Consider the following 23,609-nt stretch of genomic DNA (forward strand, 5'->3'; position numbering starts at 1 on the left):
TTTGCACTTATTATCCATACTTATTTTTATGCCGCTGGTGGCCGCCCTGCTGATGTTCCTTGTTCCATCCAGCAAAAAAGGCGTATACAAGTATATCGCGCTCCTTATCGGAGCACTGCAGTTGTTGCTTAGTGGGGGTATGTACCACCTTTTCCATGTCAAGGGAGCGGGCATCACCCAGGAAAGGCTCTATCAGTTTAGCGAACACCTGCCTTGGATACGCTTGGATATGGGTGGTATGGGGCGCTTGGAAATCGATTATTTCATCGGTGTAGATGGGCTTTCCATGCCTTTCTTGGTCCTCACCGCCTTGATCATGCTCATCGCCATCGGTGCTTCATGGAACATGCAGAAGGGGCTGAAAGGCTATTTCATCCTATTGATGATCCTCGACATGGCTATGATGGGAGTATTCTCCGCATTGGATTTCTTCCTCTTCTATATCTTTTATGAATTGATGCTACTCCCTTTATATTTCCTCATCGGCATTTGGGGCGGGGCAAGGCGCGAATATGCGGCTATCAAGTTTTTCCTATACACCTTATTCGGTTCTGTCTTCATGCTGCTGGTCATCGTGGGGCTCTATTTTTCGGTAACGGATCCCGCAACAGGGGCCCACACCTTCAATATGCTACACATGATGGATCCGGCCAATTACGTACCTGGCTCCCTGTTTTCGGCAGCGGCTCATCAAGAGCTGTTCGGGATATCGGCACGGTTGCTGGGCTTCATCGTGCTATTCATTGCTTTCGCGATCAAGGTTCCGATTGTGCCGTTGCATACCTGGCTTCCTGACGCGCACGTAGAGGCACCTACGCCCGTATCCATCATCCTGGCAGGTATCCTGCTCAAAATCGGAGGTTACGGCATCCTACGCATCTGTTTCAGCATTTTCCCCGATGCAGCGCTGCAATCAGCGTGGTGGCTGGGCCTTATCGGAGTAATATCCATCATTTATGGAGCCTTGGTAGCCCTCGCACAACGTGATTTGAAGCGTTTGATTGCCTACTCATCCGTATCGCATATGGGATTCGTATTGCTCGGCGCCGCTTCGCTCACCGCCGAAGGCACGGCAGGCGCGGTATTCCAGATGATCAGCCATGGCTTTCTTTCAGCCGGTCTATTTTTCCTTGTGGGGATGCTGTACGATCGTGTGCACGATCGCGACATCTACCATTTCAGGGGTCTGGCCAGCATCATGCCCCGTTTCACGGCATTCGTGGCGATCGCATTTTTTGCGTCGTTGGGCTTGCCCGGATTCTCCGCATTCATTGGCGAAGCATTTGTGATTATCGGTGCCTTCAACTCGGAGAGTGTCCATGGTGCCCTCCCCCGTTGGATGGCACTGGCCGGTTCGCTGGGTATTTTATTGAGCGCTGCCTATTTTCTGTGGACATTGCAACGGATGTTTTTCGGGCAGATCAGGCTTAAGGGTGGGGATGAATGGGCAAAAGCATTGACAGATGCTTCACCGCGGGAAACGCTTGTGATGGTGCCTATGCTGGTCCTTGCACTTGTGCTAGGTGTATATCCTGCGTTGGCCTTGGATAAAATCAACGCATCAGTGTTGGCGTTGATGGAGCTGGTAATGAATACGAATTAGCGGAATGAATAAGCGTTAACGATGACTGAGTTTTTGTTGGATTTGAGCGAGCAATTGGACCACATCCTTTCCGGGCTGCCAGCCTTGGTGCCTGAGTTGGTATTGGCCGCTGCCTTCGTCGCCAGCATTTTTTCTGGATTATTCCTTGACCGCGGATGGCGGCACGCCACATTTACCTTCACCGTTGCCGGTATCGCACTTGCAGGAATATGTAGTGGATTGCAACTCGCCTCGCCGTCCACAGACAACCTATTGTTTGGGATGGTGTTGCCCGATGTCTTTGGCCAATACATCCGTATGCTTATTGCAGTGGTATGCCTGCTGTTTGCTACATTTGTACACTTCAACCCAGATTTTACATCGCATCATAAAAAAACAGCCGATTTGTACAGCATCCTGCTTGCCGTGAATATCGGTCTCAATCTTATGGCCATGGCCACCAATTGGCTGATGGCTTTCGTGGCTATTGAGTTGGTATCCATCGGTTCATATATCATGGTGGGCTACCTCGCCAAGGAGGCAAGGCAAACGGAGGCAGCCATGAAATATGCCCTATTCGGTGCCGTATGCTCCGCGGTGATGCTATATGGCTTGTCCTTGGTGTATGGTTTAACGGGGAACCTGGACTTCACTTCCGCGCAGCATATCCAGGGCTTGTCCGCTGCTCCTCCGGTGGTTACCGGCATTGCCTTGTTGCTCGTCTTTACAGGTATTGGGTTCAAGTTATCGTTCGTGCCTTTCCATTTCTGGAGCCCCGATGTTTACCAAGGGGCTCCCACACCGGTAACGGCCTTCCTTTCCACCGCACCGAAAATTGCGGGGATTGCCCTATTGACGAGGATCTTTTATGCTTGGCCTGAAAATAGTGCCCCTACCCAATCCCTGTACCTTATGCTATTGGTATCGGCCATTGCCACCATGTTGCTGGGCAACTTGGCTGCACTGCGCCAAAACAATGTGAAACGCATGATGGCCTACTCTTCCATCGGGCATACCGGATTTCTCATGATGGCCGTGTTGGCCTATTCCCCAAACGAACATGCTGTGCTACTGTTCTATCTTTCCGTATATGCACTGATGAATATGGGCACGTTCATCTTGGCCGATTACATCGAATCACGTACGGGAGCAACTGAGGTAACGGATTATAAAGGATTGGGCAAAATTTTGCCCGTTGCTTTTGTCTGTTTTGTCATCCTGCTGGTATCACTCACCGGCCTACCTCCTACTGCCGGCTTCATTGGTAAATTATTGGTCTTTTCCGCGGTATTCAGCAAATGGCAAGCTTCCGCAGATATCGGATTATTGGTATTACTCATCACTGGAGCACTCACCACGGTCATCTCCCTATTTTATTATTTTAAAGTGCCGCTGAATGCGTTTCTGCGCAAAGAAGAAACACCAATAGAAGCTCAACCACTATATCCAAACCTGCTCTGGCTGGCTGCATTGATTACGGCAGCGGTTTTACTGTTAGGTATTTTTCCGTATTGGCTGGTAGACCTGTTTTGATGGATCTCTAATTGGGCATTGTGGGGAAGCAATGATAAAAGTTATATTCCTATCCTTGTTCGATATAAAAAGGCATCCCATATGTTTTAAGTTTTGCTAGATCAATCCTCTCTTTGGCAATCTCCCCGAGGTAAATCATCAAAGGGAACATCTCATCTTTGGCCGAATGGCTCTTCGGTGGATAGCCTGGATAAAGATAGCTTAACTTAGGCTTTTGACTGGTTTGGGCATGTGGTATCAATCAAAGATTCAGCCGCGGAGATCGCCGAAACATCACCTAACCGATATGCTTGTATTCATGCAGGTTCCATCTTGTCAGAAATCCGCTACAATATCTGATTATCACGTAGTTTATATTTGTATAATAACTGCGCGTTGATACCTTTGCTTCCACTTATAAAACGGGTTTGCCAAATGAATGTTAGCTCTACTTACTGCCAAATAGGTATATGGATTTAAGTATATTTATTGTCGACGATGATATCATGCTGGGCACGATACAAAAAGCATTGATAAAATCAGTGCGACCATTTGATGAACCTATTGTATGCTATGATGGCTTTAGTGCACTTGACCTTATCGATCGGGAAGCAGCTTTGGGCAAAAAGATATTGGTACTACTTGATATCAATATGCCGGCGATGGACGGGTGGGGCGTTCTGGATCTGCTGTGCAACAAACCTTACCGCAAGAATGTTTGGGTAATTTTAAATACCTCGTCTGAAGAAGTTGAGGATGAAATAAAGTCAAAATCATACACCCAGGTAATTGCTTTTAATAAAAAGCCCCTGACCAGAGAAACACTGCGTAAATTAATGACACAGAAACCACTGACCGCGTAAATCAATGACACGGAAACCACTGGTCGTACTTTGCTAAAGAAAGGAATGTCCAATTGGATACAGGCAAAACATATGGAATTGATATCAGTTTTGAGGAGCTTAAGCTACCGCTGTTCCATGATGTACTGATCCTCGCAAAAAACGCAGCGCAGGGCCGATACGGGCTGGGCAAATCATTGGATATGCTTGCTCCGGGCACTTTTCAAGCAGTGGATACGGATGCGGGATATGAACGCATAGAAGCTGTTTTTATAAACAGAAATCTCCTTACTAAAATTCCGGCTGAAAGAATTACACAGTTATTACAACGGCATGTTTTTGAACATGTCGCTGAAGGCGAGTTAATACAGGTTAATATGAAGGTACGGATTTCGATGAACAATATTAATGGCTAAACCGGAGGTACACCTAATCTATGAATATAAAAACACTGATAACCAAGCAATATGCGACACTAGATGCATATGCCGGAACAGGTAGAGCAAAGGAGTTGTTGCGAACACAGGATGCAGCGGTCATTTTGGAAGAAAATAAGCCTATTGGTGTACTCACTGCGGCGGACCTAGCTATGAAACAGCATCAACTGGTTATTGATTGTTTAAGGAGCAAGCCTGCAGTAACTTGTACTGAATTAATAAGTGCTGTACTGAATCTGATGAAAACAACGGGTAATACGGTACTTCCCGTTACTTATGAAGATAGCTTTTACGGTATTATTAAACAGGGAGATATACTTTCTTACCTACATACCAGCCATGAAAAGCAAAAGGTGGCCTTACTGGCGGCAACACATGATTTGCACAGTCCGATAGCTTCCATCAGTATGCTGGGAACTATACTGAAAGCCGACCCGGCTCTAAATAAACATCAATACCTTATCGATAAGTTAAGTCAAACCTGCGACTACGCACTGGTGCTCATCCAAGACATCCTCTCTACCGAACAGTCCCAAAACGAAGCCCTTACGCTTCAGGATGAAAACCTGGATGACTTGGTCAACGAGTGCACAGTTTCCTTATCCGACAAACTGGAAAGTAAGCAGCTCATTTTATCAAAACAACTGAACTGCAACAAAACCATTAAGGCTGACCGCCTTAAACTAAAGCGGGCAATCAGCAATATACTTTGGAACAGTATCAAGTTTACGCATCCGGGTGGGATGATCAGCCTTTCCACTATGGAAGCAGCCGACAACCAGGTGTTGCTCGTTGTTCAGGATACAGGCATCGGTATTCCGGAAACCATAAGGGATAAGATATTTGATAAATTTACGAAAGCCAAGCGTCCTGGTACAGCAGGAGAACCGACAACCGGACTGGGATTATACCTTACTAAAACAATCATTGAATCGCACGGTGGCACAATCGAGATGGAAAGCGACGGAGAAACGGGCACCAGTTTCACTGTTTTATTACCGGCGGAAAGCCGATTTAACCGTATCCAAAATGGAAATGGTTCAAAGGGGGGGAAAGCGGATGGTGAAATGACTCATTAATGCCTGCATGAATCAACTTATAACATCATCGCCTTCAGGATGGATTGCGCATAGTCGCCCCAATTCCTCAGGCTCGCCTCCAATTGCGTACGCAGCTCGCGGTAATTAACGGCTTTCCCTTTCTTCGGCACTTCCAGTTCCTTGGCCGATACAGGCCGGTCATCTACTTTGGTGGCAAAATATGTGGTGTTTTCATAGGGAAGGGCCACACCAAGGATCATACCGGGCAGACCAGTGAACGATTCCGGACCACCGGACACAGGAATCTGGTCTGTATAGAAAGCAACCACATAAATGGAATCAAGCACCAATGCATTGGCCCTACGGCATTCATACCCTGCAATTTCTCGGGTCTCGTTGGTAATGCGCCATTGGATGTGCCGGATGCTGTCCGTTATCAGATAAGTCTCTTCATAAATGCTTTTCTGACTGACGTTTTGCGCGGCAAGCAAATCTGTAAATATGGTATTACCCATGTCTATGGAAGGATCGTTGCCGAAAAAACCACTCGCTGTAGCTCCTTTATCACTCTTCGGCCAATAAAGGGTTTTTGTTTGGTCAAATGCGAGGGAATAGGTGAACGATTTGAATTGGGGCTGTGTTTGCTTATATTGCTCAAAAGCTTGTTCCATAAACGTGCTATTGCCAACTCTGGCCTTGATCTTGGCATACATGTTTACCCGTTTTTCAAATTCGATGACACCACGCTCCACAAACCGGGCGTGCTGGGCAATCACGGTCTCCACTACAAACAACGATAGGGCAATAAATGATATAATAAACAATTTCTTCATGGTCGTCAGTCTGTTAATTTTGCATAGATGGGCCACCGCCCATTTTATTGAAGTCCCAAGTAAGTGAAAACATTAGAAAGCGAGTTATGGTGGTATAACTGTTCTGCGTGATCATGTTATTGTTGGCACGGCGGCTGAAACCCAGGTTTTGCTTGAAAATGTCATTCACCCCAACAGAGAAGCTCAGTGTTTCATCTTTCAGGAATTTCTTGCTTATGGAAGCATCGACGATGAAACGCTCGAAATCCTCAGCAAATGATTGGGTGGCCGCAGTGTATGTATAGCGGCCCACGAAGTTGATCTGAAATTTCAAGGGGAGGAAGATATTGAACGAGTAGTCGCCATTAAGGCCCCATCCATTGTTGTTTTGTTGTTGCTGCAATGAAGATTCACCGGCAGTATACGTAGGCCCGAAATTCAAGTTAAAATTGTATTTCTTTTGTTTATTTTTCCGGATGCTTACCGAGCTGGAATAGGTAGAAGATACCGTTCGGTTCAACTCACCGTTGACAATGTTGTAATAGATATTTCCATTTGCACTGAGACCACCGCCCAGATTGATATCCCATTTTTTCAGATTTTTGCTAAAGAATGCGTTAAACCAAAAATTCGAGGGCGCTTTATCTCCAAGGTTGTCATATTGGAACGTGCTTCTACCCACAGAATCGGTAAACGTGTTGCTCACAATGGGGTTATGAGTGGTAGAATAGTTGCCAAACACATAAAAATATTGACTGCCGAGCACCTTATAAGAGTTATAGGAAAGGTTCACCCGGTTGGTAAACGAGGGCCGAAGATCAGGGTTTCCCAATATGATATTCATGGGGTCGTCATTTACACGTACGGGTTGTATCTGGCTGATGGTGGGCTGTGTATTATTTCCATTGTAGGAGATGTGGAGCGACTTCTGCTGTGAAAAGCGGTATTGCCAACTGGCCTGGGGATTATAGTTGGTAAAACGACGTTCAAACCGGTTGTCTATATACCGATCGGTCTGGTCAAATTGTATCCGACTCACCCTTGTGCCAAAATTGACGGTGGATTTGCCTTTTTTATAGTTAAACACCGCCCCCAACTGATTAGATAATTGGTTTAGTTTGAAATCATTACTAAAGAGCGAATCCAGATCATCATATTGACCGGCACCGCTTTGGTTGAAGGATTGCCGAAGTGAAGTTCCATTATTTGCCGTGAGCCGGTAATTCAGAATCAGTGATAATGTCTTGCTGAATGGCTCGGAATAGGTAAGGTTGGAATTGAATACCGAGCTTTGGCTATCATTGATTTTCAGCTGGTCTACCAATAAAGTGCTATCTACCTCGCCATCGGTATAAAACTTGCTTTCGGAGTACAGCAGTCCATTCGCTTTGTTTTGGTTAATGGATTCATTGATTTCCCAAGAAATCGTGCGTCCCTGCTTGCGTAGTTTCTTTGTCCATAGCGCCGATAGGTAAAATTGCTGCCCTTCCGTTTCATTCCTGGTGCGCCTCATCGACTGGTTGAGCATATCCCCCGCGTTGTTCGTGCCTGCGGATTGGTTGAAATCCATCGTCTCTCCATTTTTGAGGGTTCCGTCAAAGGTCACTTTCAATGTGGATATAGAATCAAACTTGGATTCGTAGATAGCCCCGGCCCTTTGTCGGAAAATTCGCCGATCAAACACCTGGTCAGACGTCGTATTAATGGCCCCTATGGGAAGATTATTCTGGGTGACGGTATTGCTGGAACCATTGACACTCAGGTCGCCAACTTTGTAATTACCGTTAATGGAATGCTTGCCTTCACCCCATTTATTGCTATAAAAGGCACCGCCATTCCATACGGAAGGTATCCCGCGGCCATCGTAACGCCCACTCCATGACTCGATATCGTCCTGCCCGCCTGATACAGAAATCATAATGCCGCCATCGTCGGTAAAGGAAGTAGATCCTGATGATGAATACCTGTCGGCATCCTGCCGGGACAGTCCCGTACGGCCCGTGTTGCCAAGTGTGCCGAAAACAGAAAACCGTTGTTTATTATCGAACCTGTTAAACATGGCTTGCCCTTGGTACATTTCGTTAGTGCCCGCGCCGGCATCCACCTTCCCGAAATACCCCTTCTTTTTATCTTCTTTGAGTTTGATGTTAAGCGTCTTGGCACGTTCCCCGTCATCAATCCCGGTAAATTCGGCTTGGTCACTCCGCTTATCGTACAGCTGCACCTTATCCACCATGTCGCCCCGCAAGTTTTGAGTTACTAATGTGGGGTCATCCCCGAAAAACTCTTCCCCATCCACCAATACTTTGTTGACCGTTTGCCCTTGTGCCGTGATTTTGCCATCTTGGTCTACTTGTATGCCGGGCAACTGCTTGAGCAGGTCTTCCACTTTTGAATTGGGCTCGATGACAAAACTTGCCGCATCATACTCGGTTGTATCGCCCCTGATGGTGATAGCCTGCCTTCGATTCACCAACACTTCCTCCAGTAACTTGCTCCGCAATACCAATCCCAGATTACCCAGATCAACCAAATTTGAAGCACTATCAAGGGTAAAACGCTCCACATAATCCGCATAATCGGGATAAGTGGCAAAAAGGATATATTCACCCGGTTCCAACCCATCCAATTGAAAATTCCCCGACTCGTCCGCTCGGGTAAACCGGTAGAGCATGGAATCTTGGGCATGCACCAATACAATGGAAGATTTGGCTAGTTTGACACTTGAGGCGGTATCTACCACCGAACCTTTGATTATATGACCGTCCTGTTGTGCCACAACAGGGAGCCAACATATACATGCCACAATAAGCGCAATGAGTGTCTTCTTCATAACTAGGTTTTATGCTACAGTTTTTTGTCCGTGGGCAAAGAAGCCACCTCCCCGATTCCCACCATTTCTCAGCACACGGTGATTGATACAATTGACATCGTCATGCCCCGGCATCAATCGCCCCAAATATAAAACTAAAAAAATAGTTTTATGGCGTCTGTTGATTATTTAACATTTTTTATCATTTGCGTTAATGTTACCATCCTGCGATTTTGATGTAAAAACACGAAAAAATAGTAGACAATAAAACAAGTATTGTTTTGGGTAGCGTTTGCACAAGAAATCAACTTTATCTAAGTTTGTGGCAAACCCATTTTATTATTATGCAAAAAATCAAGGAATATGTGGAAACGAACCAACAGCGTTTCTTAGACGAGTTGTTTGAGTTGCTCCGGTTTCCATCAGTAAGCGCTGATCCTAAATACAAGGCCGATGTGCAGAACGCTGCAGAATACGTTGCCTTGAAATTACGGGATGCAGGTGCAGACCAAGTAGAAATATGCCCCACAGCTGGCCATCCCATAGTATATGGTGAAAAAATCATTGACCCCAGAAAGCCTACAGTACTGGTATACGGACACTACGATGTGCAACCGCCCGACCCACTGGAACTGTGGGAAACGCCGCCATTCGAGCCGACCGTACGTGATGGCAAGATATTCGCCCGCGGTGCCTGCGACGATAAGGGACAGTTTTACATGCATGTAAAAGCTTTTGAATTGATGCAGGAAACCGGTACACTCGCATGCAATATAAAATTCATGATTGAAGGTGAGGAGGAAGTAGGATCGGATAATTTGGGAGTTTTTGTCAAAGCCAATAAAGAACGGCTCGCCGCCGATGTGGTGCTTATTTCTGATACGGCAATGATTAGCTTGGATACCCCTTCATTGGAAACTGGCCTCCGTGGACTGTCATACCTGGAAGTGGAGGTTTTGGGCCCAAACCGCGACCTGCACTCTGGTGTATATGGCGGAGCCGTGGCCAATCCGGCCACTATCTTAGCCAAGATGATTGCATCCTTACATGATGATAACAACCGTATCGCCATTCCTGGATTTTACGATGATGTGGTCGAACTTGATGGAACCGAACGGAAAGCGTTGAATGAAGCTCCGTTTGACGAGGAGGAATACAAACGTGACCTTGGCATCCATGCATTATGGGGTGAAAAAGGCTATACCACCATCGAACGGACAGGTATCCGCCCTACCCTGGAGGTCAATGGCATTTGGGGGGGCTATATCGGTGAAGGAGCCAAGACGGTATTGCCTGCTAAGGCGAGCGCCAAGATTTCCATGCGTCTGGTGCCTAATCAGGATTCAGCGGAAATCACGATGCTGTTTACCAAACATTTTGAACGCATTGCACCCAATTATGTAAGCGTGAAGGTAACCGCGCATCATGGCGGCCAACCGGTGGTGACACCTACCGATAGCGTGGCCTACCAAGCTGCTGAAAAGGCTATTGAGGAGGCTTTTGGAAAGAAACCAATTCCTACGCGTGGAGGAGGGAGCATACCTATCGTTTCGCTATTCGAGGATGAATTGGGATTGAAAACGGTCTTGATGGGCTTCGGTTTGGATAGTGACAATTTACACTCGCCCAATGAGAAATACGATATTGCGAACTACCTCAAGGGGATTGAAACCATTCCGTTATTCCATAAATATTTTGCGGAATTGAGTTAAGGGTTTAGCAAAGAGGAAAACCTCATAGGTTTGCACGTAGGCTTCCGCGCCGAACAGCCTATGAGGTTTCAAAAATTCACCAAGGCAGTGAAAAGGTCTTGACGTAACTAAAGCATTTCATCGCTTCAATGACACCTTCCTTGATGCCAAGACCGGAATCTTTGATGCCTCCAAAAGGGGAACTTTCCAAACGGTACCCTGGCATCTCGTTGATATTTACAGTACCCGTTTTCAACTCCTTTATGGCTTTCAAGGCCTTTTGCATGTCATTGGTCACCACGCCAGACGACAGCCCATAGCTGGAGGCATTGGCTACCTCGATGGCATCGTTAATATCGCTTATGGTGATGATGGGTGCCAGTGGTCCAAACGATTCCTGTACAACCATTGGTGTAGTACGGGGCACGTGGGCCAATATGGTAGGCTCCATCACCGCATGTTGCCGCCTTCCACCCATTCGTACTTCGGCTCCATCAGATACAGCTTTCTGTACAACTTCTTCGAGATACATGGCGGCCGATTCGTCGATGACTGTTCCTATCCGGGTCTCCAGATCGAAGGGATCGCCTATACGATACGTTTTGCCTCTTTCTACCATCAACTCTGTAAATCGCTCGATGATCCCTTCCTGTACCAATAGGCGTTTCACGGAAGTGCAGCGCTGACCGGAATTACGAAAAGCCCCTTCAGCTGCCAGTGTAACGGCAAGCTCCATATCGGCGTCTTCTAACACGATCAAGGGGTCATTGCCCCCCAGCTCAAGAATCACTTTTTTATATCCAGCGGTATGTGCTATCCTTTTGCCTACTGCCACGCTGCCTGTAAAAGATACCAATGACACACGGGGGTCGGCCACCAATTGTTCGGCCACTTCTGAAGTAGGACCTACCAACACACTGAGCATGTACCCCGGAAGTCCCGCTTCATACAACAGTTCGACCAATCGAATGGCAGTTAACGGTGTTTTCTCCGATGGCTTCAAAATTACAGGTGTGCCGGCTGCTAGGGCAGGCGCCACTTTATGGACTACCTGATTCAATGGATGGTTGAATGGCGTGATCGCCACAGCCAAATCTAAAGGTTCACGCGTGGTAAAAATCTTTCGGGCCTTACCATTTGGCGAAATATCGCAAGAGAATATCTGTCCATCATCGCGCAGTGTTTCCATCGCTGCAAAGAACAATACATCTCGAGCACGTCCTGTTTCATATAAAGCATCCCGTATGCATAAACCCGATTCGGAGGTGATTAGCCTGGCAAACTCATCCTGACGGCTCTCCAGCAATTGACGGGCCTTATCAAGGATTTGGTAACGTTCATACCTGGAGAGATTCTTGGGGCCTTGCAACGCGCTTTTTATGGCGTCATCAACCAGGGTACGATTGGCCATGGTAACTGTACCCGCCAACTGTTTGTCATAGGGAAAGAAAACTTCGAGCTGCTCACCGGAATATATAGGCTTCCCAGCCACATAACTATTGAGGTGGACGGGTTTGATGGTTATTGAAGCACTTGGTTTACTAATATTTTGGTCAGTGGAACGCATATGGATTGAGCTTATAAATCGTTTTTAACAGGTACCGTTTATGGTAAAATCAAATATGTCGAAATTTCGGGGGTCGGTACTTGCCTTTATGCTGTAGCGCGCATTGAGGGGATGGGAGATAACCATAGGCACCATTTCTTCATACCGCCCGCCATGTGATCGCAGGCTACCATCCAATGCACTCAAGTCGTGGTATTCCGGACGGCGCCCAACGACCACATCCCTGGCTGACAACACGACTAAATCACCTGTCCGATCGGCGGGTTGTTCGAGTAACCGAACAGCGGCTTCCTTGTCATGCACCTCGGTGATACCAGGTTGCAAGACCAGCCAGCTCTTTGCCGCTTCAATTTGACTTTTGTCTTCGATATGTATGACCGCATAGGAACCCAACGCGCCATGATGTTTTACATAAGGATCTGTAATCGGGCAAATCACACGAAACCCAGCCCCAAATTGTGCCTCCAATATATCTTCAAGGTACAAAACGTGTGGGGAACCGTCCGCCTTGATTTTAGCATTCATGCCGTGATCAGCAGTGGCACCAACGATGGCTCCTAACGACACCAGTTTACCGAGCTCGGTATCAATGGCTTCATAAAAAGCCAACGATTCTTCTGTTTCCGGCGCATAGGTGTGCTGCATGTAATCGGTAAGGGAAAGGTATAAGAAATCGGCCAATCCGTTTTCGATCAAGGCTACACCTGCCCGCAACACAAACAGGCTGGCTTCCCCACTATAAATGGCTGGAATTGGATGCCCTACCAATTCTTCCACACCGTCGATGCCGTGTGTCTCCTTCTTTGCCAAACCAGCTTTTTCAGCCGAAAAAGCAATGCCATTGAGTTGATATGACAAAATATCCCGCAACTTTTCCTTTGCCGTGACCACACCTACCTTGCGCCCTGCATTGGCAGCCACAGCCAGGATGGTCCCGGTGCGGAGGTAATCCGAGGAATTCATCATCACTTCTTCGTCTTTGGTTTCATCATAGAAAAAATTCCCACTGATACCATGTACTGCCGGGGATACGCCTGTCACGATAGATGAATTATTAACATTGGTAAAGGAAGGTAATGCCCCACGCACCATCCCTTTGTATCCATATTGTGCCATCTTCTTGAGATTAGGCATTCGATCATGAGCTATGGTGATGTCTAAGTACTCGTCAGCGGATCCATCGATGCAAATGACGACGATAGGTAAGGCTTTCGGCGCATACAACCGATTATTTATTTGAAAAGATTGGGTAGATATCGTGTTCAACATAAGATTAAGTATTGCGTTATAACGAATTATACAAATTTAAGTATTCAGGCGAAAGTTTACAAATATTAAATATATTTTTACAAATACTAAAACAAAACAACATCAAAAATCCCTTGATGACGGCTTCTATGCGGCAACCATCCTTCAGTTAACTTGGTTTGTATTTGTAAACAAATGAAATCGAAATAGCGGACATCAAACAAATAACGGCGACCACAGCAAAAATGGAGGAGGTGCTGCCGCTCCAATCGATGACCCGGCCAAGAAAAGGCTCGCCAAGGCCTGCAAACAGATAAGCTGTCATATTCATCACACCAATTCCTGTTCCGGTATTGCGTTTACCAAGCAATTCTGGACTTAATGGCCAAAAATTGGCTTGGGGCCCATAAACAAAAAAACCGGCTAAAAACATTAACACACCTCCTACTAGGATGTCTTCAACGGGTACCATATACATTAACAAGGCAAGCCCTGCACTCATGCCCATCCCAAAGCGAATGGAAGCCACCCGGTTGTGCTTGAATATGGTATCGGAAATAATCCCAAAGGTGAGTGCCCCAAAAGCCATTCCGACAGGCATGAGAAAGGTAACCCACAGGTATTGGGGATTAGCTTTCCAATTGCTACCCAAATAATGCACGGGCACCCATAATAGCAATCCGTAACGGGCCATGCTTTGGAAACCGATGGCCAAACATGCAATTAAAAAATTGCGATTGGCCCATACGGCCCCATACCTTGCTTTCCAATCATGACCGTTTTTTCCTTGATGACCAGAATCACCATCTGGATCGGGGAAGCCAACATCGGATGGTTTATTGCGGGCAACAAAATAGAAGACAATGGAAGCGACCAAAAGAAAGGTCACGGGTATACGGAATAACATACGCCATTCCATATCCTGTTGCAGGAGATAAATGGAAAGCAGGTAAGTGACAGCCGAGGAACTGCCTGCGGCCATGGTGTAAAAGCCAAACGCTTTACCTCTTTCTGCTCCACCCCACCAATTGGTGATCAGCCGGCTTCCGGGCGCCCAAGCCATGGATTGGAAATAACCATTCATAGCCCAAAGCACGGAAATAGCCAAGGCAGATTGGGCATAACTGATGGCGAAGTTGGTAGCTACGGATAGGATGGCCCCTAGCGGAATCATGGTTCGTGGACTGAACCGATCGGCAAGATTACCGTTGATAAATTGACCTAAGCCGTAGCCAATCAACATGGAAAAGCTAATCCAGCCGATCATGGTATACGAAATATCCAGATCTGCAGCCATCCCCTGCGCTGCCCAACCAAAATTGTGCCGTCCGGTATAAAAAAATAGGTAACAAAACATGGTGATGAGCAACATCCTCCATTGCACTTTCCGAAAGTTCTTTGCCATCTTATTCACCTATTTTGATACCCACCCGCAGGGGCTTGTTGTCCAACGCATAATCAAAGGCTTGTTGCGCCTCCGACAGGGGAAACTCTTTTTCGACGATCCCATCGAATGGATAGTTGTTAAAATTCCGCAGTAAGAAATTCAATGCGTGCTGGAGGTCATCGTAGTTATAATTATGCAGGCCTTTTATGGTAACCAGCCTCCGTATTATACTTTCGGCATCGACCTGCAGTTTCCGGGCATTGAATACGGCACCCACCCATATGGCTATTCCGCCGGTGGATAACGTGTCCAATCCCATCTCCATGGCATCCGGTGACCCGCTCATGTCAAACACTACATCAATGGTCTTCTGCATGGCATTGCCCTCATCCGCTTGGAGGTTGATTAGCCGATCTACTCCGAATTGTATCGATCGCTGCAGGCGGACCTCGCTGATATCCGCTGCTGCTACAGAAGAAGCACCGGCGTCCTTACACATCGCCGCGCAAACCATACCCAGCAGCCCCATTCCCGTAATCAATACCTTTTTGTCTCGCAGGCTACCCGCCAAACGCAGCGCTCCTGCCACGGTGGCAACGGCACAGTTGATGGTAGCAGCGACAGGTAGTGGTAGTTCATCTGGTATTCTTAGGATAGCGGTGTAAGGTTTTAAGATACAGTATTCTGCTAGGCCACCATGGAAAATGTCTTCTCCACATAGTTGCGCATGGCCATATTTGAAAAGCCCATCCCCCTTCTGTGGCATGCCCTGTGTAGCGAGCGTCGACTGTGGATCGGAGGCAAATATTGACCACGTCACGATGTCTCCAGTTCGGAGAGGTTGCCCGGCATGATCATAGCCACCATGTTGCTCATCGATGGCCACTATACGCCCCACGATTTCATGGCCCAGCACGGAGGGGGTTTTCTCCTGCCGTACCCCGCAAAACGTATGTAGGTCGCTCCCACAAAGTGTCGTATACAGATTCTCGACCAGCACTTCGCCAGCCTGCAACGCCGGAACAGTGTACGATCGGATTTCCAGCGGCTGACCCGTAGCGGTAAAAACGGCGATTTTTCCAATAAGGTTTGTATTCATTTCCTCAGTAATCAGTCTTTTAAGTTATCCCTTTGTTGATTTCAACATAAAATCTTTGGCAGTCATCGCGAAAGAAGCCGCTTTTTGCTCATTTACTGTCCGGCTATATAGGTCATCGATAAAATAATAATCGGCTGTGAATGAATGCTCATCCACCCTCGCAATATAATAGCCATGGCTTTTGATATCGGCAAAAAGTAGGTGCGGATTTATTTCCTTCCGATAGAGTGTCTCCTCCATGGTTTTCACCTCGTTTGCCGGACGATAATCTTCGTTTTTGGATGTGACACTGGGCGTGAGTAATTCCCAGGCCAGCGGCTTTTCGGTATAGGCTTTGGTGTATTGCATATGTTCCTTTTCGCGATGCAGGGCAAGGACAAACGATTTATGGTGATCTCCGGTCAGAAAGATCGTGTTTTCTATTTTTTCCTTTTCCAAAAAACCTATCAATTTATTCCGTTCATGTGGGTAACCCAACCATTTGTCTTTATATGATGGTAAGCTTTCAGCATCAGGTTTATATCCGGTGATGGGCACCTGATTGCCGATCAGTTTCCAACGGGCCTGGCTATTCCTAAGGCCATTTTCAAGCCAATTATATTGTTCAGCTCCCAATATTCCTCTCGCGTCATCGTAAAAATTCGGGGCTTTGGCAGTAAGCTGTTCCGTCCTTGCTGACATCCGTTGGTCCAAAAGGAACAGTTCAAGTTCCTTCCCTATCGTGAGTTTTCGAATGAGATCTTTTGGGGAGTCGCCACGTACAGGCAACCACTCGAAATAGGCTTGTATACCTGCTTGCTTACGTGCTTCCCAATGGCCTTCCGTCTCCGGCTGATGGTTTTGGGCTCCATCCGCATAGGAGTCATTGGCAATTTCATGATCGTCCCATACCAAACAAAAAGGCTTTGAAGCGTGCAATAGTTGCAGATCTGGGTCGGTATGGTATTGTGCATATCGCCTCCGATAATCATCCAGCGTGACAATCTCGTGGCCGGGTTCATGGGTACGATCGGCCAAGTCGTTGCTGTATCTTCCCGCCTCGTATTCATAAATATAATCTCCTAAGTGAAGCACCATGTCTACTTCGTCCTTTTCGGCAAGTGTACGGAATGCGCTGAAATAACCAGCTTCCCAGTTGTTACATGCCACTACTGCGATGTGAAACGCACCACCATTAAGGGAGGTAGGCAATGTTTTCGTGGCACCTATGCTAGACGCTTCACCTTGATACTGGAAACGGTAGTAATACTGGGTACCAGACTGCAATCCGGTCACATCCACTTTGACGGTATAGTCTCGCTCCGGCGAGGTATTATAGGTGCCACGCTGTACCACCTGCTGAAACCGCTCATCGGTCGCAATCTCCCATTGTACTGTTGTATCAGGAATATTATCCGTCGTTATCCTTGTCCATATAATCACGCTGTCCTGCAGGGGATCGCCCGAAGCCACGCCGTGCTTGAAGACTGTTGCGCTTTTCGCTTTGACGCCAATTTTCGATAATAGTGCCTGTCCAATCAATGCGAGCAGGCTTGCGAGAAACTGTTTCCTGGTTAATAATAGAAATCTTCTCATTTCTTCTAGAATTGGTTAACATAATTGTTTAGCATTATTAAACAAATATAGATACCGCGTTTTGTAATATCAAACTTTTTTCTATTATTTATAAGCCAACAAATTGTCAAAGGCATGTTAACCTATATTTTGGTAGACGTCACCAAAAAATAGTTTACTTAAACTATACTTTTTGAAAAGAAAAATCAGGAGAAATAATAGGCTTTAATTTTCTTCCTCGAAGAAATAGACAACCAAGATGATAGCCTTCTCGGCACCCGTATTTCGTGGGGTATGGGGTAATCGCCCATCAAACAGCATGGAATCACCAGTGTTGAGGTGTATCACCTCATTTTTAAACTGATAATCCACTTTACCAGCAATGATGTACTTGTACTCAAAAGCCTCTGTTTTTACCATTGGGCGACTTGCATCGACATCAAGTTCGAGCAGCACGAAATCGACAGCTGAATTTTTAATGGATCTAGTAAAAATACGATGGTAATGAAAACCAGCGGCATCCTCCTTCTCAAAATGACTGTAATCGCCTTTCCGTTTTACCAATACGGAAGGCTGCTGTTTGCTCGCACTGATATCCTTAAAAAAAACATTCAAATCGATATCTAGGGCCTGAATGATATTAATCAATACCAACAGGGAAGGAATGGTTCGGCTATTTTCAATTTGGGATATTAACCCTTTACTCACCCCAGCTTTATCGGCCAACCCTTGCACCGTAATGTTCTTCTGCCGCCGGCGCTCTTTTATGTGTTGGCTGATTTGTATGAGGATGTCTTGCTGCATATTGATGGCTAAAGTACAAAGTTTTCGGACAGCACACAAAATCTCCCACAAATCCATACCTTTGGCTAATGATGATACGGTTGTTAAGGAAGTTACACAGGTACCTTTACTTGGCATCTGTTTTGTTTTTCTTTGCACTCTTTTATCCAGCCTTAACCATCATGGCGAAGAATCCGGAACGAAATTTCCATCACATTGCACGTTGCCGACGTATCATCGGTCTGCTAAGCTCCGCATGTGTAGGGATATTCTACCGGTTCAAGTTCGAAACTTCAATCGATTGGTCAAAACCCTATATCATCTGTCCAAACCATGCCTCAAACTTGGACATCACAGCTATGGTATTGCTCTGTCCTACTGATTTTTCTTTTATGGGAAAGATTGAGTTGTTGGATAATCCGGTGACGGGCATGTTTTTCAACACCATTGATATACCGGTGAATAGGGAGAGTAAAGTGTCGGCATTCAAGGCGTTTAAACGGGCGCATCAAAACCTACAAAAGGGCCGAAGCATGATTATATTCCCGGAAGGTCATATCGGAGAGGAGTACCCTCCCAGGCTTTATGATTTCAAAAACGGCCCCTTCAAACTAGCCATCGAAACACAGGTACCGATAATCCCTGTAATCATTCCTAATGCATGGAAGATTTTTTGGGATGGGGCCAAACGATACGGTAGTAGACCTGGTATCATCCGAGTAGAGGTATTGCAGCCTATAGGAACCGAGGATCTTGATCTGACCAACGCCGACCAGTTGCGCGATAAGGTGCACAATCGCATAAAAAAACGATGGAACAGTACCGGGGGATTGTAACTTTTCGTATGTTAGCACGTCTTACTTGAAAATTGATACTTATGTCGCAACAGCCACTCATTCAAATCACGGATATCGGACGCAAATATGTCATTGGAGCCGAAACCATCCATGCCTTGAAATCGGTGACCCTCCAAATCAACAAGGGCGAATTCGTGGCCTTAATGGGACCATCTGGATCAGGTAAATCTACCCTGATGAATATTTTGGGCTGCTTGGATACACCTACCCGTGGTGCATATGTCCTCAATGGTATCAATGTGAGTGACATGTCAGACGATGAGCTTGCCGAGGTGCGCAACAAGGAAATTGGCTTCGTATTTCAAACGTTCAATCTGCTTCCGCGTTCAACTTCGTTGGATAATGTAGCATTACCATTAGTCTATGCCGGTTTTAGCAAGAAAAAGCGAGAGGAGATGGCACAAAAAGTATTGGAAAGCGTGGGATTGGGCAATCGTGTGGATCATAAACCGAACGAACTTTCCGGCGGGCAACGCCAACGGGTAGCGGTAGCCCGGGCCCTCATCAATAACCCATCCATCATCTTGGCCGATGAACCCACCGGAAACCTGGATACTAAAACTTCCGTAGAAATCATGGGGTTGCTCGAAGAAATACACTCCGGAGGAAACACCATTATCCTCGTAACCCATGAAGAGGATATCGCGCAACATGCCCACCGCATTGTACGCATGCGGGATGGATTGATTGAAGACGATTATCCCAACAATGACATCAAGAATGTATCCCCTAGGCTCACTACGTTACGCGAAAAAGGTACCGACTTCGAAAACATTTAGAAAGACCCTATTACGCTTTTTTATTTCCTTTAGCTATACCCCAACTGGAAAATATGTCAATTTTTCGCAATAAAATCATCACAATATAAACATTAACTGCCTGACATAAAGATATTTATTATAAGTATCGAAAATATTAATAAAAAATTTCATAATCATAATAGAAATATTATATTTTTGCGCAAAATTGGAACTTAAAATAGTTGCGTTATGTATTGGACTTTAGAGTTAGCCTCACATTTGGAAGACGCTCCTTGGCCGGCGACAAAAGACGAGCTCATTGACTACGCCATCCGTTCAGGTGCACCCGTGGAAGTGATTGAGAATTTGCAGGCCCTGGAAGATGATGGTGAGCCTTATGAAAATATAGAGGAGATTTGGCCGGATTATCCCACCAAGGACGACTTCTTCTTCAATGAGGATGAATATTGAAGCATAACCGCCCCGCACCATGAAGTCCGGGGCGGTTTTGTTTTGCCGCTTCGACTCATAAAAATCTGCCTACCCCTTGCATCTTTCAAAACAAAAAACCATATTTGCATCACGATAACTAAATGGAATTTATAACGGTACATATTACTTGGTGGTGGCACAACAGTTGATTGTTGCGGCGAACTCCTATTAGTAAGTAATATCTACTCAAACGCATAGCGGCTTGCCCATCACCGGCAGGCTTTTTTTATGGCATAACAGGAATGAAACAAATACTAGCACATCTCTTCGAATTCAAAACCTTCACTAAAAGTGAAGCCTACGAGATATTAACCAACATTGCCTCGGGCAAGTACAATAACTCGCAGATTGCCGCCTTCATGACAGCTTATGGCATGCGAAGTATCCGCGTGGAGGAACTGGAAGGCTTCCGCGATGCCATGTACGACCTATGTCACAAGCTGGATTTCCCTGGATATAAGCTCATTGACCTATGCGGAACTGGTGGTGATGGCAAAAACACATTTAACATTTCTACACTGGCTTCCTTTATCGTTGCAGGAGCGGGATATCACGTGGCTAAACACGGCAACTACGGGGTGTCTTCGGGATGCGGGTCGTCCAATGTGATGGAATATCTCGGCTATCAATTCACTAACGACAAGGGCACCATTAGTCGCCAATTGGAAAATGCCAATATCTGCTTCCTCCATGCCCCGCTTTTCCATCCGGCGATGAAGACTGTCGCTCCTATCCGCCGCGAACTCGGAATCAAGACATTTTTCAATATGCTCGGCCCGTTGGTCAACCCTGCCAATCCACCATATCAGTCCGTGGGGGTTTTCAGCTTGGAATTGGCAAGGCTTTATGGCTACCTCTATCAACAATCTACCAAGCAATACAGCATCTTACATGCATTGGATGGATATGATGAGATTTCGTTGACCGGCGATTTCAAAGTAATCAGCAGTACTGGGGAACAATACCATACCTTGGCACATTTGGGCCTCGAAAGGGTTGAACCCGCTGATATCTCGGGAGGCAACACCGTGGAGGAAGCGGCGGCAATCTTCACTGATGTGTTGAACGGACAGGGCACATTGCCCCAAAATAACGTGGTACTGGCCAATGCCGCTATTGCCATACAGACCATCCATCCGGAAAAGAGCTTTGGCGATTGCTTCTATGAGGCGGAAGCTTCTTTGTTGGGCAAGAAAGCGCTGGAGAGTTTTAGGAGATTAGTTCAGTAAATAGAACACGGATGATGCGGATTCGGCGGATTTAGACGGATGGCTATTAGAAAAATCCGTGGTTATCAGCAACATCAGTGTCATCCCCGTTCAAACCGTTGCAAACGAGAAACAGATAAATGAACCCGAAAATAAAAATATGCGGCCTGAAATATCCGGAAAACATCCGGGATATACTCGCTTTGCAGCCAGACTACATTGGTTTCATTTTCCATCCGACTTCCAAACGCTTCATCGAGCAGCTGGATGCGGAATGGGTGGCCCAATTGCAGGGCGTAAAAAAGACGGGGGTCTTTGTCAATGATGATATTCATAAAGTGACGTCATCCCTCAATCAATACCGCTTCCAAGCCGTGCAATTACATGGAAATGAACCTCCTGCATATTGTGCTGCGCTGAAAGACCTTGGCGTGGAAACCATTAAGGCCTTTGGTATCGACAATATGTTCAACTGGGCACAATTGGCTGATTATGAAGACGTGGTAAATTATTATATGTTTGATACCCAAACCCAAAAATACGGGGGAAGCGGCAAAAGTTTTGATTGGAAACTGCTCAGGGAATACCCATCTGACAAACCCTTTTTCCTCAGTGGGGGAATAAGTGCGGATAACATCCGCCAAGCGCTGCAATTGAATGACCACAGGCTGTATGCCTTGGATTTGAACTCGAAATTTGAAACTGAACCGGGCATGAAGGATATCGAACTTTTGAAAAAAACAATTCAAACAATCGGAAGATGAGCGAATATCAAGTAAATGAAAACGGGTATTTTGGCAATTTCGGTGGGGCTTATATTCCCGAAATGCTCTACCCTAATGTGGAGGAACTGCGCGAGCAATACCTTCAAATCATTCAGCACGAAGATTTCCAACAGGAATTTAATCGGCTGTTGCGAGATTATGTGGGACGCCCATCTCCCTTATACCCTGCACAACGGCTTTCGGAACGCTATGGGACTACCATCTTCCTCAAGCGGGAAGATCTCAACCATACGGGGGCACACAAAATCAATAATACGATAGGACAGATATTGCTCGCCGGGAAATTGGGGAAGAAGCGTATCATCGCCGAAACCGGAGCTGGACAACATGGTGTCGCCACAGCCACAGTCTGCGCACTTATGGGCTTACAATGTGTGGTGTACATGGGCGCCATTGATATCGAGCGGCAGGCCCCCAATGTGGCTCGGATGAAGATGATGGGCGCAGAGGTAGTGGCCGCCACGTCGGGCAGCAAGACCCTCAAGGATGCCACCAACGAGGCCTTGCGCGATTGGATAAACAACCCTGTGGACACCCACTATATTATCGGTTCGGTAGTGGGACCTCACCCCTATCCAGATATGGTGGCACGTTTCCAATCGGTCATCTCTGCCGAGACCAAAAAACAATTGCTGGAGAAGACGGGCCGTGAAAATCCCGATTATGCTGTCGCCTGCGTGGGTGGAGGTAGCAACGCCATGGGTATGTTCTACCACTTCCTGGATAATCCAGACGTAAAATTGGTGGCTGTAGAGGCTGCAGGCAAGGGCGTATATTCCGGTGAATCAGCAGCCACCACAATACTGGGCAAGGAGGGCGTACTGCATGGCAGCCGCTCTATACTCATGCAAACGGATGATGGGCAAGTGATTGAACCGTATTCCATTTCAGCGGGGCTTGACTATCCGGGTATTGGCCCGCAACATGCTTGGCTGCACAAGACAGGGCGTGCCCAATATGCCAGCATCACAGATGACGAAGCCATGCATGCCGGGCTTCTGCTTACGCGGCTTGAAGGCATCATTCCTGCCATCGAAAGTGCCCATGCATTGGCTCAACTGGAAAAGATGGTTTTCAATGGCGATGAACATGTGGTGGTATGCCTCTCAGGGCGTGGCGACAAGGATTTGGACAATTATATGAAGTATTTTGGATTTTGAT

20 protein-coding genes are annotated in these 23,609 nt (G+C 46.5%); 12 read left to right on the forward strand and 8 right to left on the reverse strand.

The window, feature by feature from the left end:
* Window position 1 precedes the first annotated feature (1 nt).
* From NF543_RS14370 to NF543_RS14390, 5 genes are all read left to right on the forward strand, one after another.
* The gene (locus tag NF543_RS14370; protein WP_257669164.1) at window positions 2-1,603 is read left to right on the forward strand and encodes a complex I subunit 4 family protein; all 1,602 of its coding nucleotides are present in this window, start codon (window positions 2-4) and stop codon (window positions 1,601-1,603) included.
* A 21-nt stretch (window positions 1,604-1,624) separates the two neighbouring features.
* Window positions 1,625-3,115, forward strand: a complete 1,491-nt coding sequence (locus NF543_RS14375; RefSeq protein WP_257669028.1) for an NADH-quinone oxidoreductase subunit N — start codon at window positions 1,625-1,627, stop codon at window positions 3,113-3,115.
* A 449-nt stretch (window positions 3,116-3,564) separates the two neighbouring features.
* Window positions 3,565-3,957 (forward strand): response regulator, encoded by a 393-nt coding sequence (locus NF543_RS14380; RefSeq protein ID WP_257669029.1) that lies wholly within the window; start codon window positions 3,565-3,567, stop codon window positions 3,955-3,957.
* Between the two features lie 53 nt (window positions 3,958-4,010).
* Entirely contained in the window at window positions 4,011-4,352 is a 342-nt protein-coding gene (locus NF543_RS14385; RefSeq protein ID WP_257669030.1) for a hypothetical protein, read from the forward strand.
* 20 nt (window positions 4,353-4,372) lie between these two features.
* On the forward strand, window positions 4,373-5,452 hold the full coding sequence (locus tag NF543_RS14390) for a sensor histidine kinase (protein WP_257669031.1): 1,080 nt from the start codon (window positions 4,373-4,375) through the stop codon (window positions 5,450-5,452).
* Between the two features lie 17 nt (window positions 5,453-5,469).
* Here NF543_RS14390 and NF543_RS14395 read toward each other — a convergent pair whose 3' ends face one another.
* Complete coding sequence (locus NF543_RS14395) at window positions 5,470-6,246, reverse strand: GLPGLI family protein (RefSeq protein ID WP_257669032.1); 777 nt, start codon at window positions 6,244-6,246, stop codon at window positions 5,470-5,472.
* Between the two features lie 13 nt (window positions 6,247-6,259).
* The gene (locus NF543_RS14400; protein ID WP_257669033.1) at window positions 6,260-9,058 is read right to left on the reverse strand and encodes an outer membrane beta-barrel family protein; all 2,799 of its coding nucleotides are present in this window, start codon (window positions 9,056-9,058) and stop codon (window positions 6,260-6,262) included.
* A 323-nt stretch (window positions 9,059-9,381) separates the two neighbouring features.
* On the opposite strand from NF543_RS14400, the gene NF543_RS14405 reads away from it, so the two are divergent.
* Window positions 9,382-10,749: a dipeptidase gene (locus tag NF543_RS14405; RefSeq protein ID WP_257669034.1), complete on the forward strand. Its 1,368-nt coding sequence runs from the start codon at window positions 9,382-9,384 to the stop codon at window positions 10,747-10,749.
* A 76-nt stretch (window positions 10,750-10,825) separates the two neighbouring features.
* Here the strand turns inward: NF543_RS14405 and phnY are convergent, their stop codons facing one another.
* The 6 genes from phnY to NF543_RS14435 all read right to left on the reverse strand — a co-directional run bounded on the left by phnY (window position 10,826) and on the right by NF543_RS14435 (window position 18,387).
* On the reverse strand, window positions 10,826-12,295 hold the full coding sequence (gene phnY, locus NF543_RS14410) for a phosphonoacetaldehyde dehydrogenase (protein ID WP_257669035.1): 1,470 nt from the start codon (window positions 12,293-12,295) through the stop codon (window positions 10,826-10,828).
* 24 nt (window positions 12,296-12,319) lie between these two features.
* Entirely contained in the window at window positions 12,320-13,564 is a 1,245-nt protein-coding gene (gene phnA / locus NF543_RS14415; protein ID WP_257669036.1) for a phosphonoacetate hydrolase, read from the reverse strand.
* Window positions 13,565-13,712: 148 nt separating this feature from the next.
* The gene (locus tag NF543_RS14420) at window positions 13,713-14,948 is read right to left on the reverse strand and encodes an MFS transporter (RefSeq protein WP_257669037.1); all 1,236 of its coding nucleotides are present in this window, start codon (window positions 14,946-14,948) and stop codon (window positions 13,713-13,715) included.
* Between the two features lies 1 nt (window position 14,949).
* Window positions 14,950-16,029, reverse strand: a complete 1,080-nt coding sequence (locus tag NF543_RS14425) for a zinc-binding dehydrogenase (RefSeq protein ID WP_257669038.1) — start codon at window positions 16,027-16,029, stop codon at window positions 14,950-14,952.
* Window positions 16,030-16,053: 24 nt separating this feature from the next.
* On the reverse strand, window positions 16,054-17,604 hold the full coding sequence (locus NF543_RS14430) for an alkaline phosphatase D family protein (RefSeq protein WP_257669039.1): 1,551 nt from the start codon (window positions 17,602-17,604) through the stop codon (window positions 16,054-16,056).
* A gap of 204 nt (window positions 17,605-17,808) precedes the next feature.
* Complete coding sequence (locus NF543_RS14435) at window positions 17,809-18,387, reverse strand: helix-turn-helix domain-containing protein (RefSeq protein ID WP_257669040.1); 579 nt, start codon at window positions 18,385-18,387, stop codon at window positions 17,809-17,811.
* Window positions 18,388-18,548: 161 nt separating this feature from the next.
* Between NF543_RS14435 and NF543_RS14440 the strand changes: the two genes are divergently transcribed.
* The 6 genes from NF543_RS14440 to trpB all read left to right on the forward strand — a co-directional run bounded on the left by NF543_RS14440 (window position 18,549) and on the right by trpB (window position 23,608).
* Entirely contained in the window at window positions 18,549-19,202 is a 654-nt protein-coding gene (locus NF543_RS14440) for a lysophospholipid acyltransferase family protein (protein ID WP_257669041.1), read from the forward strand.
* Between the two features lie 41 nt (window positions 19,203-19,243).
* Window positions 19,244-20,002 (forward strand): ABC transporter ATP-binding protein, encoded by a 759-nt coding sequence (locus NF543_RS14445; RefSeq protein ID WP_257669042.1) that lies wholly within the window; start codon window positions 19,244-19,246, stop codon window positions 20,000-20,002.
* 210 nt (window positions 20,003-20,212) lie between these two features.
* Window positions 20,213-20,434: a DUF2795 domain-containing protein gene (locus tag NF543_RS14450; protein WP_002996718.1), complete on the forward strand. Its 222-nt coding sequence runs from the start codon at window positions 20,213-20,215 to the stop codon at window positions 20,432-20,434.
* A 263-nt stretch (window positions 20,435-20,697) separates the two neighbouring features.
* Window positions 20,698-21,684 carry an anthranilate phosphoribosyltransferase gene (gene trpD / locus NF543_RS14455; protein WP_257669043.1) on the forward strand — a complete coding sequence of 329 codons (987 nt, stop codon included), beginning with the start codon at window positions 20,698-20,700 and terminating at the stop codon, window positions 21,682-21,684.
* 119 nt (window positions 21,685-21,803) lie between these two features.
* On the forward strand, window positions 21,804-22,427 hold the full coding sequence (locus tag NF543_RS14460) for a phosphoribosylanthranilate isomerase (protein ID WP_257669044.1): 624 nt from the start codon (window positions 21,804-21,806) through the stop codon (window positions 22,425-22,427).
* Entirely contained in the window at window positions 22,424-23,608 is a 1,185-nt protein-coding gene (trpB, locus tag NF543_RS14465) for a tryptophan synthase subunit beta (RefSeq protein WP_257669045.1), read from the forward strand. Before NF543_RS14460 ends, trpB begins: the two co-directional genes overlap by 4 nt.
* Window position 23,609 lies beyond the last annotated feature (1 nt).

The organism is Parapedobacter tibetensis, assembly GCF_024704835.1.
GTDB lineage: Bacteria > Bacteroidota > Bacteroidia > Sphingobacteriales > Sphingobacteriaceae > Parapedobacter > Parapedobacter tibetensis.